This is a genomic window from Flavobacterium panacagri, from assembly GCF_030378165.1.
In the GTDB taxonomy this organism is placed as follows: Bacteria; Bacteroidota; Bacteroidia; order Flavobacteriales; family Flavobacteriaceae; genus Flavobacterium; species Flavobacterium panacagri.
In genome coordinates, this window is record NZ_CP119766.1 from 5,466,153 (window position 1) to 5,484,194 (window position 18,042).

Sequence of the window (18,042 nt, forward strand, 5' to 3'; positions counted from 1 at the left end):
TTTTTCCACCACGAATTCACGAATTTTATTTTTTAAAATCTATGCGTAAAGTATTTATATTAATTCGTGAATTCGTGGCTATTCTTTTTTTCTTGTAATAACTGTTTCATTGCCAAAGCGCCACCTGCAATGCTTTTTGCATTTTTAAATTGATACTTTTGAAGCAATTCGACTGCGATTTTACTCCTAATTCCAGATTGACAGAAAATATAAATTGGTTGATTTTTATCCAGTTTTTCTATTTGCTTTTCTAAATGCATTAATGGAATCTGAATTTGATTCTGTAAACTGATTTTTGGCGATTCATCAATATTTCTAACATCAAGAAAAAGAACGGCATCTTTGTTTATTTCATCTAAAACGGATTCAAAATTTACTTCTTCAATTTCTGTTTTATTATATTTTTCTTCGAATGTTTCTCTGCTTATAGACTGAAAATCGCTTTTATCGAAATCATATTTTTGCTGTTCGTTATTCAGAATATTATAAACCAGTATTTTACCGCTAAGAACTTCTCCAATTCCAAGAATCATTTTCAAAACTTCATTTGCCTGAAGCATTCCAATAATTCCAACTGAAACTCCAATTACCCCGGCGTCTTCACAATTTAGAGCATCCAAATTTTCATCTGGATACAAACACCTATATGTGGGGCCGTTTTGATAATTGAAAACCGAAACTTGCCCTTGAAACCTGAAAATTGACCCATAAACCATTGGTTTATTGGTTGTCAAACAAGCATCATTTATTAGATATTTAATCGAAATATTATCTGTTGCATCAACTATAATATCATATTTTCGAAATAATGAAAGGGCATTTTTTCCTGATAATTTTTCAGAAATCGCTTTTACTTTAACCAAAGGATTCAATTCAGAAATCAAGGCTTTAGCTTCCTTAGCTTTTGATTTTCCAATGGCAGAAGTTTTATAAATTACCTGCCTGTGAAGATTTGAAATTTCAATAACATCATGGTCTGCAATTCCGATTTCGCCAACTCCGGCCGAAGCCAAATAAGGCAGAATTGCACTGCCCAAACCACCTGCTCCAATTACCAAAACTTTTGATTCTGCTAATTTTTGCTGACCGTTCTCTCCTATTTCAGGAAGTATAATCTGTCGGTTATATCGATTTGATGTTTCCATGTTTTTATCCTCCTGCAAAAGGTGGCAATAAAGCTACGATATCACTTGTTTGCAAAGTGTAATCTGTCGTTTTTGAAACTATCTTTTGGTTTATTGCAACGCTGAAAGTCAGTGCTTCAAACTCATATTTATCATTCAAATTCTGCAAAAGCTTTTGCAATGACAATTCTTCAGAAAAAGATAATTTTTCGAATTCACATTTTGTCTTTTCGGCAACAGCTCCAAAATATTTAACCTCAATCATTTTTATAAGTTTAAATTCTGAAAAATGAATTCATCTTCAAAATGTTCTTGAAAATAAGAAATCCAGCTTGACGTATTTCTCACCACTTCGCCAATTACGATAATTGCCGGCGACGATATGTTTTTTTCAGCTACCAATTTAGTAATTGTGCTAATAGTTCCAATCACTTTTTGCTCTGAATTTTTTGTTCCGTTTTGAATAATAGCAACTGGAAGATCATCGTTTCTGTTTTCTTCATAAATAGAAATGATTTCATTCAATTTATGCATACCCATCAAAATCACCACCGTTGCGGCCGATTTTGAAGCTAACTGAATATCTTTTGATAATTTATGATCTGACGTTGTTCCCGTAATGACCCAAAAACTTTCAGCAACTTTACGCTGTGTCAAACTAATTCCAACCGAAGCAGGAACTCCTAATGCCGATGAAATCCCAGGAACGATCGCAGTTTCAATTCCGAACTCTTCTGCAAATTCGATTTCTTCGCTTCCTCTTCCAAAAACAAACGGATCACCGCCTTTTAAACGAACCACATGTCCGTGTGATTTTGCCATCGAAACAATCAAATCGTTAATTTGATCTTGTGTGTATGCGTGACAGCCTAATCGTTTTCCAACAAAAACTATTTCCGCATTCGATGCATATTCTAATAATTCTTCGTTTACTAAAGCATCATACAAAACTACATCGGCACTTTTTAAAGCTTTTATGGCTTTCATTGTAATCAACTCAACATCTCCGGGGCCTGCGCCGATAATAGTTAATTTTGGTGTTTTTAAAGTTTTCATACTGCTTTAAATTGAATTGATATTTAAATCATCTAATTCGTCTGCCGAATTAATATTGGTCAAATGAAAGTTTTCGCTTTCTTCTATATTGATAATCTGATGCGGTACTTTTGCCAGCAGATCCATCATTCTCAATTCATTCGAATCGATTGCTTCTTTAATAATCGGAACAATTTCTTTTGAGTAAATTCCAATTAATGGATGTGTTTTACTCTCAGAAGCGAAAACTGTGATTCCAGCTTCGTTGGTATGTTTTGAAATTAATTCCTCCAGAAGTTCAGTTGAAATTAAAGGAATATCACAGCTTAAAATCAGATTAAACTCGGTTTCTGAATGTGATAATGCTGTATAAACTCCACCCATCGGGCCTTTTTCTACAATTAAATCTGGTATTTTTTCATACGGCAGATAATTGTATTCTTCTGAAGCCGTAATTAGTTTTATATGGTTTGTAATAGGCAAAATCGCCTGAATGATATGCTCAATGAATGGTTTTTCCTGAAACAAAACCAATCCTTTTTCTGACTGCATTCTCGAGCTTTTTCCTCCGCAAAGAATAAATACTGTTAGTGTTTTCATAGTTTTTCTTGTTTCAGGTTTTCTTTGTTTCAAGTTGGAATGAGTTTTTTTTACCGCAAAGTGCGCTAAGTTTTTTTGCTCATCACTATCTTTAAAATTAAATTCGCTAAGCTGGATCTACACAAAGCTTTGCGTGCTTTGCTATTTTTAATAAAATTAACTTAACCTAAAAATCTTGCGTTCTTTGCAGTTAAATTTTATTTCATTTTCAAGGAAAAATCAATTTCACGCTTGCCATTAAAATTACGATTCCTAGAACCATTTTTAAAGTTCTGTTTGAAAATTTTCCGCTTCCGTAAAATCCGCCTAACATTCCTCCTACTATTGCAATTGGAACCAGATAAAAACTTTCCATAGGGATTGTTTTTCCTCCTAAAAAGAAACCTAACATTCCTGCAAAAGAATTCACAAAAATGAATAAACTCGAAACCGCAGCCGATTCTTTTACAGATGCCCATCCTAAGAACAATAAAATCGGACTTAAGATAATTCCTCCTCCAATTCCAAGCATTCCAGATAATAATCCGATGGCAAAACCAATCGCTAATGCAAACGGAAGGTTTATTTTTACTTCTTCTTTTTCTTTAAAATTAAAAACTCCAAATAATCTCAGGGCCGCAAAAACTAAAACAATTCCGAGAATTATTTTATAAACCGTATTATCCAAAGTGATAAATCCGCCAATAAACGCTGCAGGAATTGAGGCTATTGCAAAGGGATAAAACAGTTTAGGCTTGAAATAATTATTTCGGTAATAAAACAAAAACGAAATACTGGAAACAAATAAATTCAACAGCAACGCTGAAGGTTTCATAATCGAAATTGGAAAAGCAAAAATGCTCATCAAAGCCAAATAACCCGAAGCACCGCCGTGCCCGACACTGGAATATAAAAATGCAATTACAATTAAGGCAAAACTGAATAATAGTATGTTTTCGGAATTTAGGAGACTCATTTTTTTGTTTTTCTTTTGTTTGCTATACCTATTCGGCTAAAGCCTTGTGTCAGGTTTCAAGTTTCAGGTTCTTACTTTGTGTCTAAACTTGAACTAAAAATCTATTTTTTTTATTCTATTTTCTATTCTCTTTTTTCTTTAGTCTAAAAAACTAATCAATCGGAAGAATCGTTACTAAACTTCCTTTTTTCATCTTTTCGCAATCCTGTTCTACAATCACTAAACCATTGGCGATAGCAAAAGAATTTAACATTGACGAAGCTTGACCGTCTAAAATCGTAACGCTTGTTTCATCATACAATGCTTTTAGAAATAATGTCTTGCCAGTTGTATTTTCGATATCATCATTCAGCTTTCTTGTGATTTTTGGAAGATGAGTGTTTGAAAAACCCATCAGATTTTTTACTGCTGGATAAACATAAATATAGAAGTTCGTTAATGATGAAGCCGGATTTCCTGGAAGCGCAAATACCAAAGTATTCTTTTTAGAACCAAAAAACATTGGCTTTCCCGGTTTTTGATTTATTTTATAAAAAAGTTCCTCTACTCCATTTTCTAACAAAGCTTCTTTTACAAAATCATAATCTCCAACTGAAATTCCGCCAGAAATTAATATTATATCATTCTTTTTTAAAAGATCTTTCAAAACATTTTTCGTTTCTTTCAGACTGTCTTTTACTCTAAAAACCTTTGCATTCTTTATTCCTATTGTCTGTAAAGCCGCCTGAAGCATAATAGAATTACTCTCGTAAATTTTTCCCTTTTTTAGCTTTTTTCCTGGCTCTACCAATTCGTTTCCTGTAACCAAAATGGCAACTTTAGGCTTTTTATATACTTGTATTTCTGTAATTCCTAAACAAGCTAAAAAACCAATTGCTGCCGGTGTAATTACTGTATTAGCATCAAAAACAACATCTTCTTCATTAATCTGTTCCCCTTTATTTCTAACATTTGCAAATGGCTCAGGCATTTTGGCAATCAAAATAGAATCGTCATTTGCCATAACATCTTCTTGCATTACCACAGTATCTGCATTTTTAGGAACATGAGCACCTGTAAAGATGCGGACAGCTTCATTTTCTTTTAGTTTTACTTTTAAATGATCTCCAGCCTGAGAAATGCCAATGATATCAAATTGATGTCTCCCCGAATGAATAAAAGCATATCCATCCATTGCAGATTGACGAAACGGAGGCATAGCAATGGGCGAATAAATTGTTTCTGCAAGAACATAACCAAGTGCTTTATGCACTGCTATTTTCTGTTTGGGCATATTTGAGCTGTTCGCTGCAACAATTTCTAAGGCTTCTTTAACTTCAATCATTTTTATCTAGATATAAAACTAAGTAAAAATACTTATTTACAAATATAAGTATTTCTGCTTACGATGAACATTTTTTTTGGTTTTATTTTAATTTCTATAAAATTACTCTAATTTATTCGAAATCAACTTTAAAATTCACATCTGATTTTTATAAAATAAACCGTTAGACCACTTTCTTTGACGTTTTAGAGTTCTATTTTTATCTCTTGAAGTAACTTTACAGACTTTTACTTATTAAAAATTAAGTATAAAATACTACAATTTTATTGCTATTCAAAAAATTATTTTAACATTTGTTTCAGTTCAAAATATCATTTTATCCCTTTTATAATAAGGCTTCAGCAAACCAAACCTCATCTACAGCAAGCACATAGCTCTTTATTTTTCAAAAAAAAACAAACAAATTTTTGGTTTTTATTATATAAAATTTAACTTTGTCTATAGGATTAGTAGAGTTTAAAATAATATTTCAAACTAAATAATTATTATTGTGAAAACAACAGAAAGCATATTGCATTACATTCTTCCTAAAAAGTACACTTATAACACTTCTTGTTGTATGTGTTTCTGTTGTTAATAATCTACTTTTATTTTGTTTGCTGATTTTTACATAAAAGCAAATTTCTTAAAAACACACCACCAAAAATATTTATTGCATTTACCCAAAAATCTCTCTGAGGCATTTTTATGCTTTGGACAGATTCTTGAAACCGTACCTTTTATTCAGAAATTAAATAACTAACAACTAAAGAAAACTAAAATGAAAACAATGCAAAGCTGTTGCTGTAAATAAAAAAAGCCATTTCTGCGGCAACAGAAATGGCAAGGCTTAAAGAACATTTATCACTAAATCAAGAACACTTTTAGAGTGCTGTATAAACAGTGCTCAGGGCATCTTGTTAATTACTTAAAACCATTACAAAGAAATGAAAAAAAAATTAAACATATACATACCGCTGTTTCTACTCTTGATAACGACGGGAATATACGCCCAAAATACCACGCCGCTTATTCAATCTAAACTCGACGGAACCGTAGTCGATGCTATTACAAATCAGCCCATTATAGGTGCATCAGTTACCATTAAAGGAACAACTCACGGGGTTGTAACTGATGCTGAAGGAAAATTTTATTTTCAGACGGGACAGAAATTTCCTTACACTTTGATTGTAAGTTACATTGGATATAAAAAATTAGAAATAATTGTAGAGAAAAATCCAGTAATTATTAACCTTAAAGAAGAACGTCAGGAACTGGATGAATTAGTAGTTGTAGGTTACGGAACGCAGAAAAGAAAAGATATTACGGGTTCTGTTGCTTCGGTTCCAAAAGCCAATTTATCTCAGGTAACTTCTTCGGCAGATAATCTTTTAAGAGGAGCAATTTCCGGAGTTGTAGTTACACAAAGTTCAGGACGACCTGGAGCTTCTTCAAGCGTGCGCATTCGTGGAGGAAACTCTATTACAGCAGGTAACGAACCGCTTTATGTTGTGGACGGAATTCTGATTTATAATGATAACAGCAACAGTTCGGCAGGAGTTTCTTTTGCTGGAGCAAGTGTCAATGTCTTATCAACAATAAATCCAGCAGATATTGAATCTATTGAAGTTTTAAAAGATGCTTCGGCAACAGCTATTTATGGTTCCCGAGGAGCTAATGGTGTTGTCATTATTACTACTAAAAAAGGAACTAAAGGACAAGATAATATTTCGTATCAAGGTTATTTCGGATTCCAGAACATCTCCAAAAAACTAAGAATAATGAATGCCAGCGAATGGGCAAGTTTAAGAAATGATGTTCAGGCAAGTATTGGTCAGGCTCCATCTTTTACAGCTGCTCAGATTGAAGCATTTAAAACTTCTGGAAGTTATGATTGGCAAGATGCCGCATTTGTGACTGCTGCGCCAATACAAAGTCATAACCTATCTTTCTCTGGCGGAGATGAAAGATCTAGATATTCAATCTCGGCTGGTTATTTTGATCAGGACGGAATTGTTTTAGGAAGCGATTTTAAACGTATTTCTCTTCGTGCTAACTATGAAAGAAATTATTCTCAAAATTTCAAATTTGGCGTAAATGCGAATTATACCAATTCTATTTCGAATGGAGTTGGATCTAGCAGCAGCGGTGGCAGAAATCCAAATCCATTGGTTGGCGTTTTATTAACTGCTCCAGTAGTTCCTATTAAAAATGCAGATGGAACTTATAATGTAACCAACAATCCTTATACAACTTCTGTAAATGGTTACGTTTCCAATCCAATTAATGATTTGGAAAATACTACTAATGAAACCAAAATCAATAGAATCTTAACAAGTTTATTTGGTGAGTATAAAATCACTAAAAAACTAACTGCTAAAGTCGCTGTAAGCGGTGATGTTATTAATACAAAACAAAATTATTACGCCCCTGCAAATACGTCGAACGGTGCAGGAACAAAAGGTTTAGCTTCTGTTGGAGATAGAGTCGTAAGCTCTGTTTTAAATGAGAACACCTTAAACTACAACACTAATTTTGGAGAAAGTCATAAGTTTTCTGCTTTAGGTGGTTATACGCTTCAATACACCAAAGGCGAGGTTGTAAATGCGGGAGCACAGACCTTTGTAAATGATGCAAATACATACAATGCTTTACAAGATGGTGTTGCCGTAAAACCGTACAGCGATGCTTACGAAAGTGTATTAAAATCTTGGCTCGCAAGAATAAATTATTCTTATAAAGGAAAATATAATTTCACTTTATCTGGACGTGCAGATGGTTCTTCGAGATTTGGTGCTGAATCACTTTGGGGATACTTTCCTTCTGCTGGATTTTCTTGGAATATTACTGACGAAGAGTTTGCCAACAACATCAAAGGCGTAACCGAAGCTAAACTTAGAATTACTGCAGGAACAACAGGAAACCAAGAAATTGGAAATTATCTTTCTTTACCAGCAATGGGTTCTGTAAACTACTCTTTTGGAGGAACATTATACACTGGTTTAACTCCTACCCGATTGGCCAATCCAGATTTGAAATGGGAGAAAACAACTCAATATAATGTTGGATTGGATTTGTCCTTATTAGACCGAAAAATCAATTTTGTTTTTGATGTGTATTACAAAAAAACAAACGATTTATTAATCAGTGTTCCTGTTCCGTTGAGTTCAGGTTATGCAACGGTTCTTCAGAATATTGGTGGTGTTGAAAACAAAGGTTTGGAAATTGGTTTAACTACTGAAAATATTAAAACCGAAAAATTCGCATGGAATTCCAACATTGTATTTTCTGCTAACAAAAATAAAGTTACTGAAATTGGAAATGGCGTAAATGAGTTTTTTCCAGTTGTTCCAAATGGCTCTTTGTTACAGCAGCAACCCGTTATTGTAAAGGTTGGATTGCCTTTGGGAACTTTCTGGGGGTATAAAACCAACGGAATTTTCCAAACTCAGGAAGAAGTCAACACACAACCAAAAATCAACAGTTTGGCCAATACCAAAGTGGGAGACAGAAGATATGTTGATGCAAATGGCGACGGCGTAATTAATGCCTTAGACAAAGGAAATTTAGGAACTTCTCAACCAAAATTTGTCGGCAGTTTCAGCAATACCGTTTCATACAATGATTTTGATTTGAATTTCTCTTTCCAAGGTTCTTACGGCGGAAAAATCTTTAATGCTTTAAATCAGCAGTTAGAAATTTCTACTCTTGGAACTAATGCTGCAACTACTTTAAATGATCGTTGGACACCAACAAATCCAAGCAATGAAATTCCGAGAGCAACAAGTTCTCCGTTAGGAATTGTTTCTGAAAGATATGTAGAAGATGCATCTTTTTTAAGATTGAAATTAATCACACTGGGATACACTTTGCCTAAAAGCGTTTCTAAAAAACTGGGAACCAAAAGTGTGAAATTCTATGTATCAGCAGAAAATTTAATCACATGGACAAAATACACTGGTTATGATCCAGAGGTAAGTTCCTACGAACAAAACAACTTATATCCGGGAATTGATTTTGGTTCTTATCCAAACTCTAAAACATTCATCTCGGGCTTGAACGTAACTTTCTAAGTAAAAAATATATAAAATGAAAAAGATCATTATAACATTCCTTTTAAGTGCCGGATTATTGGTATCGTGCACAGAGCTGGAGGTAACACCAACCTCTTTTGTAACCGAAGACAATTACTTTATCACTCAGGATGATGCTGTTGCTAGTGTTACCGCAGTTTACGCTTCCTTAAGCCTTGATCCGGGAGAACAGAGTTTATTTGGAAGAAACCTTTATTTCTTAACCGATATGGGTTCAGATTATGCTGCCGCTGGAGTTTCTGCTACCAATCCGCAGGTAAGAGCCATGAGCGCTTTAACTCACGATGCGACAACCGACCGTGTTCAGGTAGCCTGGAGACAAATCTATGCTGGAATCAACAGAGCCAATGTTTCGATTGATAATATTCCGAAAGTAACGGGTAATGAAGTTATCAAAACACGATTAATTAATGAAGCCAAGTTTATTAGAGCATTGCTTTATTTTCAGGCAGTACGTCTTTGGGGTGGTGTGCCGATTGTTTTGCACGAAGCGACTTCTATACAATTGGGCAGTCTTAAAACAAACAGAGCAACTGTAGAAGAAGTTTATACGCAAATCATCACAGATTTAACTGATGCTGAAGCTTTACCAATAACCTATACAACAGCGGATGCCGGCCGCGCCACTTCTGGAGCAGCGAAAGCTATTTTAGCAAAAGTGTATCTAACGAGAAAAGACTGGCCAAATGCAATTGCAAAATCGAGAGAAGTAATTAACGGCGGTTATGGATATGCTTTGTTTGAAGATTTTCAAGATATTTTCACTAAAACTAAAAAGAACGGAAAAGAACATATTTTCTCTGTTCAGTTCGAGCCAAATCAAGCAGGAAACGGTTCTAGCGGAAGCACTTTTCAGGCCACTTCTTTTACTGGATTTACAGCAACAGAACCAGCAGATATTATTTCAGATGTTGCTTTATTTTATGACATCTATGCTCCTGGAGACAAAAGAAGAGACGTTAGCTACGCCAAGCAATTGCTTAATCCGACAACGGGAACGCTTTATACTTTTCCAAAACCAATTTTCAAAAAATATCTGGATTTAACCAATCTGGCAACACCTGCAAACGTATCAATCAACTTTCCTGTGATTCGTTATGCCGACATCCTTCTGTCTCTAGCGGAAGCGATAAACGAACAAAGCGGCCCAACAGCAGAAACTTACGAATTGATCAATCAAATTCGCAGAAGAGCCTTCGGAAAAGCCATCACAACACCAGATGCAACGGTAGATTTAAGTGGATTAAATCAAACGACTTTTAGAGCAGCGATTCAGGAAGAACGTAAAAAAGAATTTGTTCAGGAAGGGCAAAGATGGTTCGATTTAGTGCGCTGGGGAACTTTGGTTACAGAAGTAAAAAAAGTAACTGCTAAAAACTCGGTTTCAGAACGAAATAACCTTTATCCAATTCCGCAGAGTGAAAGAAATATCAATCCGGATGGGTTACCACAAAATCCTGGATATTAAAAGTTTTAAACACATAGAGACATAGATTTTTAATTATTAATGAAGAAAGTAAAAGAGAAACTCGTTTCTCCACACATAGTTGCTCTGTAAATTGAAATAAGTGAAACGCCTTATATCGATTCTAAAAACTATGATTCTATGCGTTTAAAAAAGATTGAAGATTAGAAAACCTTATAACTAAAAAACTATAAAATCATGAAAAATTTAAAAAATAACCTTTTAATCAAAAGTCCTAAAAAGGGACTTTTGATTACTGCAATACTGGTTGCACAATTAGGATTTGCACAAGACACACAAGAGTTTAAAGGAACTATAGGAAAAACATTGGCAGACTCAAAAGAATATTGGCCTGAGCCTGTAACCGCTCCAAAGGGCGCTCCAAATGTGGTTTGGATTTTGTTGGATGATGTTGGATTTGGTGCGGCAAGTGCTTTTGGAGGTTTAATCAACACTCCTACTTTTGATAATCTGGCAAACAATGGTTTACGTTATACCAATTTCCATACAACAGCAATCTGTGCTCCTACCCGTGCGGCATTATTAACTGGAAGAAATTCAGGAAGAGTACACGTAAGCGGTTTTTCACACACTATTTTATCAGCAGGTTTTCCAGGTTGGGACGGAAGAATTCCTTCTGATAAAGGAACTATTGCGGAGATTCTTCGTGCAAACGGATACAATACTTTTGCGGTTGGAAAATATGGTATTACACCAGACGAAGAAGCATCCGATGCTGGCCCGTTTGACAGATGGCCGACTGGAAAAGGTTTCGATCATTTCTACGGATTCTTAGGTTCGCAGACTGATCAATACAATCCTGATTTAGTAGAAGACCAAGTTCATATAAAACCTGATGGACGCCATTTAAATGAATTAATTACCGACAAAGCCATCAGCTATATTCAGAAACAGCAGAAAGCCGCGCCTGGAAAACCATTTTTCTTATACTATGCGCCGGGAGCAGTTCATGCACCTCATCAGGTTGCCGAAAAATGGGTGGAGCCTTACAAAGGAAAATTTGACGAAGGCTGGGATGTTTACCGCGAAAAAGTTTTGGCTAACCAAAAGAAATTAGGAACTGTTCCTGCAAATGCTGTTTTACCAGAACGTAACGCCCTTATTACTGAATGGAAAAAATTGACTCCAGACCAAAAGAAAGTATATGCAAGATTCATGGAAGTTTATGCTGGATTCCTGACTTATACCGATTATGAAATCGGAAGAGTGGTGAATTACCTAAAAGAAAGCGGTCAATTGGACAATACTTTAATTTTTGTTGCTATTGGAGATAACGGAGCCAGTAAAGAAGGAACTCTGCAGGGAACAATCAATCAGAGCCTATTTTCTCAAGGGAAAACAGATGAAGAAAACTTCCAAAGCAATTTGAATAACATCGGTGAAATTGGAACGGCGAAAGGTTTAAACACGAACTATCCTTTGGGTTGGGCACAAGCTACAAATGTTCCTTTTAAAAACTGGAAACAAGATGCACATTCTGAAGGAGGAACGCGTAACCCTTTGATTGTCTTTTATCCAAACGGAATTAAAGATAAAGGTGGCATCAGAAATCAATACAGCCACGTGACTGATTTGCTTCCAACAACTTTAGCCATTACTGGAATTAAAGCTCCAGAATATATCAAAGGAATTAAACAGGATATTATTCAAGGCTCTTCATTCCAAGCTTCTTTAGACAATCCAAAAGCAGAATCACTTCATAAAATTCAATATTACTACATCTTTGGAAACAGAGCAATTTACAAAGATGGATGGAAAGCTTCTGCCGCACATTTACCAGATTCATTTGCTGTAAAAAAATCTTTAGGAAGCAATGAAAAACCTGCACCAAGCAATTTCGATACCGACGTTTGGGAATTATATAATCTAAATGAAGACTTCAACGAACGTAATAATCTAGCGAAAAAATATCCAGAAAAGCTAGCTGAACTTCAAAAATTATTTGACGAACAAGCCAAAGAAAACAATGTTTACCCATTGATTGACTGGCAGGATGTGTACAACAGAAGAATTCACAACACTGGAGCAGATAAAGGAAAAACAGTTTCTGATTTAATCAAACAGGCCACTAAACCTGGAGGAACCAATAACTAGTAATTACACAACCTGCAAGGTTTCTAAAACCTTGTAGGTTTAAATTATAAAAACTAAAAAAAACATACCTACAAGGTTTTGGAAACCTTGCAGGAAATAAAATATAAAGATTATGAAACGAGTAGATTATGAAATTATCGGAAAAAAGATTGTCGTGGGGATAATCTTGTTTTTAGTGCCGTTGGCCATTCTCGCTGGCGGATTAACCTTAATTAATCAATTTTTAAAATAAGAAATCATGGCAATAGTTCAAAAAGAAAAATTAGTAAGAGACTTAACGATAAGTTTTTTCATTTATTCATTGCCTGTTGTGGCAATTTACCTTTATTTTAAACTGACTGGCGGTGCTGTAAGCGAATCGCACTTAACATTACCTCCATTCTTAGAATTTGCGCAGCCTGTTTTTGCTAATATCAGAACTTGGGGACTAACGGTATTTATGATTGTTTTAGGAATAATCGAATTCGCAGCGGGTTTATACGATGACGAATGGACAGGCGAAGAACGTAAAATTGATATTGTTTGTTTCTTAGCACCAAAATTATTGTTACCACCCGTAATTGCTTTTTTCAGCTTAACTGCTTTGCCGTATTTATTACCAAACGCTGCAAATGCATTATCTTGGGTTCCGTTTTGGGGAGGTTTTTTCCTAATTGCAATTGCCGATGATTTAACGCAGTATTGGTATCACAGATTGCATCATCAGGTTCCGTTTTTATGGCGTTTCCACAGAACACATCATTCGGCTCCTTATATGGGAATGGCGATGGCTTCGAGACAAAACTTTATTTATACGGTTTTCTTTTCTCAAATTTATTTGACTGCAACTTTAACTTATTTAGGTTTAGGGCTTCCGGCTTTATTTGTTTTGGTAATCAAAAGTGTCATCACTTTAGGCGCACACTCAAGTATTCCTTGGGATAAACCTTTCTACAAATACAAAGTATTACATCCAATTGCATGGGTTTTAGAAAGACTGATTTCTACACCTGCAACACATCACGCACACCACGCCGATACAAGCGGAGACGGTGTTGGACATTTTAAAGGAAACTTCGGAAACATGTTTTTTATTTGGGATGTCATTTTTGGAACAGGATTAATTACACGTCAATACCCAAAATCATTCGGAACAAAATCATACAAACAAGAAGAATGGTACGCGCAGTTTCTTTGGCCGATTTTTAAATCTAAAAAAGAAGGAAGTTCCCTTGCTGAAGGTGTATTATCACTTCCATCAAAACCAAAAGCAGTTATAGAAGAAACTCCTGCACCAGTTTTAGAACAAGTATAATATTTCCGGATATGAAAAATCAAATCTTAAAAACCAGCTTAACAGCAATTGCCTTTTTATGGGCGATTGCTGTCTTTTCGCAAAATGAAAACCATAATTCATTATCTTTAGATTCCTTTTATTCTAAAATAAAAAGTCAAAAGAATCCACAGATTGTCGATGCGAGAACTTCGGAAGAATTTGCTCTAAATCATATTGAAGGCGCAGTAAATTTTAATCTTCAATCTGAAAATTACGAACAGCATATTGCTAAACTAGACAAATCAAAACCTGTTTTTATTTATTCCATCGGAGCTGGCAGAAGCGTTGCTTTAGAAAAAGAATTATTAAAAACTGGATTTACTGAAGCCTACAGTCTAGAAGGCGGGATTGCCAATTGGATTGGAAATGGAAAACCTTTTTATTCTAATCTGAAAAGCAAATTGTCTTTAGCAGAATTCAATAAAATTATTGCTTCGAATAAAAACGTTTTGGTTGATATTGGTTCCAAATATTGCGGCCCATGTAAAAAAGTAAAACCTATTCTAGAAACTATTAGAACAGAATACGGTTCAAATTTAAAAATTGTAGAAATTGAACTGGAAGACAGTCCACAGGTTATTGCTGATTTAAAAACAGTAAAAGTTTTTCCGACTTTAATTCTATATGAAAACGGAAAAATTATTTTTAAGAAGGAAGGGATTAGTGATTTGAAAAACGAGGTTGATATTGCCTTGGCTTCGAAATAATAAGGATGTTATATCATCCTGATGAACGAAGAATCACACTAAAAACTATACAAAGATTGTCGATTTTGCATGTGGAATTACTGGTGTGATTTCTCCTTCGTCGAAATGACAAAAAATGCGCGGAAAACTTTGTCAAAGTTTCAAACTTTGACAAAGTTCTTACACTCCTCTGAAAAACTAACCAAAAACCAAACTATGGCAACCTATAAAAAAATAACCAAAATTGTTATCCCTATTTTAATAGTTCTTTTCATTCTCGCAGCATTTCTTTTCTGGCCAATTAATACCGATGGTACTTTAGTCAAAGAAGATGAAAAACTGGCAGAAGGGAAAAAGGAATTTTTAGCATCCAAACCAAAATCTGATTCACTTTCTGTAAAAAAGACCAATATCATCATTCTGCTTGCAGATGATTTAGGTAAATATGATATTTCACTTTATGGCGGAAAATCGACACCAACACCACAAATTGATTCTTTGTCCGCTTCCGGAGTTACTTTTACTGATGGTTACGCCTCTGCAGCAATTTGTTCTCCATCTCGTGCCGGATTAATCACAGGAAGATATCAAGAGCGTTTTGGACATGAATATCAACCTGGAGATCGTTATCCAAAAAACAATCTGGAGTATTATGCTTTCAAATATTTACTGAATACCAATGATTGGAGATTAAATGATAAAATCGAATATCCAAACGAGGCTTCTATCAAAACACAAGGATTACCGAAATCTGAAATTACTTTTGCTGATTTAGCCAAAAGGCAAGGTTACGCTACAGGAATTATCGGAAAATGGCATTTGGGTCACAACAAAGGTTTCTTTCCTTTAGACCGCGGTTTCGATTATCATTACGGATTTTATCAGGCGTTCTCCTTGTATGTTCCAGAAGATGACAATCCGGATATTATCAATCATCATCATAAAGATTTTACCGATAAAATGATTTGGAGAAAAGGCCGTGTTGGAATCGGTCAAATTCGCCGTGATACTACTATTATTGACGAAAAAGCGTATTTAACCGAAAAATTTGCCGAAGAAGCCGAAGCTTTCATCGATAAAAATAAAAACAAACCATTTTTGCTATACATTCCATTCAACGCACCGCATACGCCGTTTCAGGTTCGTAAAAAATATTACGATCGTTTTCCAAATGTAAAAGACGAAAATAAACGTGTTTATTTTGCCATGATCAGCGCTTTGGATGATGCGATTGGAAGAATTAGAGAAAAAGTCAAAAAAGAAGGCCTTGAAGACAATACCTTAATCATTTTTGCCAGTGATAATGGAGGTGCCGATTATACTTTTGCTACAACAAATGCTCCGCTAAAAGGCGGTAAATTTTCGCATTTTGAAGGCGGAATAAATGTCCCTTTTGCACTTTCGTGGAAGGGAAAAATTAAACCTCATACAGTTTATAAACAGCCTGTAAGTACTTTAGATTTTTTTACAACCATTGCAGCAGCGATTGGTTCAGATTTACCAAAAGACAGAGTTTACGATGGAGTTGATTTAGTCAAAACTGTCAATGAAAATAAAGTCGCACACAAAGATTTATATTGGCGTTCGGGCGATGCAAAAGCTATTCGAAGCGGGGACTGGAAATTGGTTATTAGCGGCAAAACACATGAAAAATGGTTGTATAATCTAGCTTCGGATAAATTTGAAAAAACAGACCTCTCACAAAAAAATCCTGAAAAAGTAAAAGAATTACAAACTGCGCTTCAAACCTGGGAAAAAGGATTGATCAAACCGCTTTGGCCAAACTTGACCTATTATGAATTCAATTTTGGAAAACAGAAGTACTTTGTTGATTTGTAATCTACAGAAGAAACCTGTCAGGTTTAATTTCAAAAACCAATTGCCTCCAGCTTTAGCCGGAGGTATAAAATTTCAACACACCGAAGGCTTTAGCCAAATTAATTATTCGGCTAAAGCCTTTTCTATACTCACAAAACTTTTACCTCCAGCTAAAGCTGGAGGCAATTCAAAATAAAACTCTTTAAGTAAAAAATGTCAACCTCAACAAAATTTACCATTCACGAAGACTGGACTGTCGTTATTCTCGGTTTTCTTATTATCGGAATTTCTCTTTTTATTTTTCTCCCGGAAGTTCCTGTTTTCAAATGGGCAAGTGGAAACGATTTAATTTCCAATGTATTCGAAATCAAAAACCTTCAACATATTGGTTTTCAATTTATTTATTTTCTTCTGATTGGAAGTGTCGGAACTTTTTTAGTTGGAAAATCAGTTAAAAATTTCATTCTAGGATTTCCAATAATTTATTTCTTAACTATAATCGCTTTAATTCTTGCTGGAAATACAGAAGTTAAAGCACTAAATCTAGAAGCTGTAATTTTTAGTTTAGTAATCGGATTATTAATTGGCAACTTTTTCAAACTTCCGGAGTGGTTTCGTTCTGCTCTATCAACTGAACTTTTTGTCAAAATCGGATTGGTTTTGCTGGGAACAAGCGTTATTTTTTCCGATATTTTAAAGGCAGGTTCATTGGGCTTAATTCAGGCATTGGTGGTTGTTTTATCCGTCTGGTATTTTGCCTTTTGGCTTTGCCGAAAATTAAAAGTAGACGACGAATTGACCATGATGATTTCGAGTGCGGTTTCCATCTGTGGAGTTTCGGCGGCAATTGCAACTTCTGGAGCGATAAAAGGAGATTCTAAAAAATTATCTTATGTGATTTCGATGGTTTTGGTTACCGCCATTCCCATGATGATTTTTATGCCAATTATTGCAAGTCATTTTAATTTTCCAGAAGAAGTAACAGGCGCCTGGCTCGGAGGTAGTATTGATACTTCAGGTGCTGTTGTGGCTTCTGGAACTTTGGTTGGCGAAACGGCTTTAAAAATAAGCACGATTGTCAAATTTTCTCAAAATGTTTTATTGGGTTTAGCCGCTTTTGCAATTTCGATTTATTGGACTTATACGCATAATAAATCGGCTGAAGTTCAGGAATCGAAACCGACACTGAGCGTAATTTGGGAACGTTTTCCAAAGTTTGTTATCGGGTTTATTGGAGCTTCTATTATTTTCTCCTTTTTCATTGCACCTGAAACTCGCGAAACCGTAAAAGAAAGTTTAAAAAATCTACAGGGACTTTGGTTCGCTTTGGCTTTTACCAGTATTGGTTTGGAAACTAATTTTAAAGATTTGCTTCAAAACAACAGTAGAAAACCTTTGATAGCATTTTTAACGGCACAATTGTTTAATATCATTATTACATTGATTATCGCTTTTTTACTTTTTAAACCTTAAAAAACGATTTTCTCTTAACAACACCCAACAGATTTTAAAAACCTGTCGGGTTTGTCACT

The 18,042-nt window shown here is 34.9% G+C and carries 13 protein-coding genes; 7 read left to right on the forward strand and 6 right to left on the reverse strand.

The features are described from left to right. Positions 1-59: 59 nt before the first annotated feature. The 6 genes from moeB to P2W65_RS23165 form a co-directional block, all read right to left on the reverse strand. On the reverse strand, positions 60-1,145 hold the full coding sequence (gene moeB, locus P2W65_RS23140) for a HesA/MoeB/ThiF family protein (RefSeq protein ID WP_289661743.1): 1,086 nt from the start codon (positions 1,143-1,145) through the stop codon (positions 60-62). Positions 1,146-1,149: 4 nt separating this feature from the next. Continuing rightward, a complete protein-coding gene (locus P2W65_RS23145) occupies positions 1,150-1,389 on the reverse strand; it encodes a MoaD/ThiS family protein (RefSeq protein ID WP_289661745.1) in 240 nt (79 codons plus the stop codon). A gap of 2 nt (positions 1,390-1,391) precedes the next feature. Further along, positions 1,392-2,180 carry a uroporphyrinogen-III C-methyltransferase gene (gene cobA, locus P2W65_RS23150; RefSeq protein WP_289661747.1) on the reverse strand — a complete coding sequence of 263 codons (789 nt, stop codon included), beginning with the start codon at positions 2,178-2,180 and terminating at the stop codon, positions 1,392-1,394. Positions 2,181-2,186: 6 nt separating this feature from the next. Further along, entirely contained in the window at positions 2,187-2,759 is a 573-nt protein-coding gene (locus P2W65_RS23155; protein WP_179002900.1) for a molybdenum cofactor guanylyltransferase, read from the reverse strand. 208 nt (positions 2,760-2,967) lie between these two features. After that, a complete protein-coding gene (locus P2W65_RS23160) occupies positions 2,968-3,714 on the reverse strand; it encodes a sulfite exporter TauE/SafE family protein (protein ID WP_179002899.1) in 747 nt (248 codons plus the stop codon). Between the two features lie 151 nt (positions 3,715-3,865). Then, on the reverse strand, positions 3,866-5,038 hold the full coding sequence (locus P2W65_RS23165; protein ID WP_289661752.1) for a molybdopterin molybdotransferase MoeA: 1,173 nt from the start codon (positions 5,036-5,038) through the stop codon (positions 3,866-3,868). Between the two features lie 926 nt (positions 5,039-5,964). Here P2W65_RS23165 and P2W65_RS23170 point away from each other — a divergent pair. The 7 genes from P2W65_RS23170 (at position 5,965) to P2W65_RS23200 (ending at position 17,983) form a co-directional block, all read left to right on the forward strand. Further along, on the forward strand, positions 5,965-9,090 hold the full coding sequence (locus tag P2W65_RS23170) for a SusC/RagA family TonB-linked outer membrane protein (RefSeq protein WP_289661755.1): 3,126 nt from the start codon (positions 5,965-5,967) through the stop codon (positions 9,088-9,090). Between the two features lie 16 nt (positions 9,091-9,106). Beyond that, entirely contained in the window at positions 9,107-10,579 is a 1,473-nt protein-coding gene (locus P2W65_RS23175; protein ID WP_289661758.1) for a RagB/SusD family nutrient uptake outer membrane protein, read from the forward strand. Between the two features lie 195 nt (positions 10,580-10,774). After that, positions 10,775-12,691, forward strand: coding sequence for an arylsulfatase (locus P2W65_RS23180; protein ID WP_289661760.1), 1,917 nt, complete (start codon positions 10,775-10,777; stop codon positions 12,689-12,691). 238 nt (positions 12,692-12,929) lie between these two features. After that, the gene (locus tag P2W65_RS23185; RefSeq protein WP_179002894.1) at positions 12,930-13,985 is read left to right on the forward strand and encodes a sterol desaturase family protein; all 1,056 of its coding nucleotides are present in this window, start codon (positions 12,930-12,932) and stop codon (positions 13,983-13,985) included. An 11-nt stretch (positions 13,986-13,996) separates the two neighbouring features. Beyond that, entirely contained in the window at positions 13,997-14,713 is a 717-nt protein-coding gene (locus tag P2W65_RS23190; RefSeq protein WP_289661764.1) for a thioredoxin domain-containing protein, read from the forward strand. 195 nt (positions 14,714-14,908) lie between these two features. Continuing rightward, positions 14,909-16,531, forward strand: a complete 1,623-nt coding sequence (locus tag P2W65_RS23195) for a sulfatase-like hydrolase/transferase (RefSeq protein WP_289661766.1) — start codon at positions 14,909-14,911, stop codon at positions 16,529-16,531. Between the two features lie 192 nt (positions 16,532-16,723). Beyond that, positions 16,724-17,983, forward strand: a complete 1,260-nt coding sequence (locus P2W65_RS23200) for a YeiH family protein (protein WP_289661768.1) — start codon at positions 16,724-16,726, stop codon at positions 17,981-17,983. Positions 17,984-18,042: the final 59 nt, after the last annotated feature.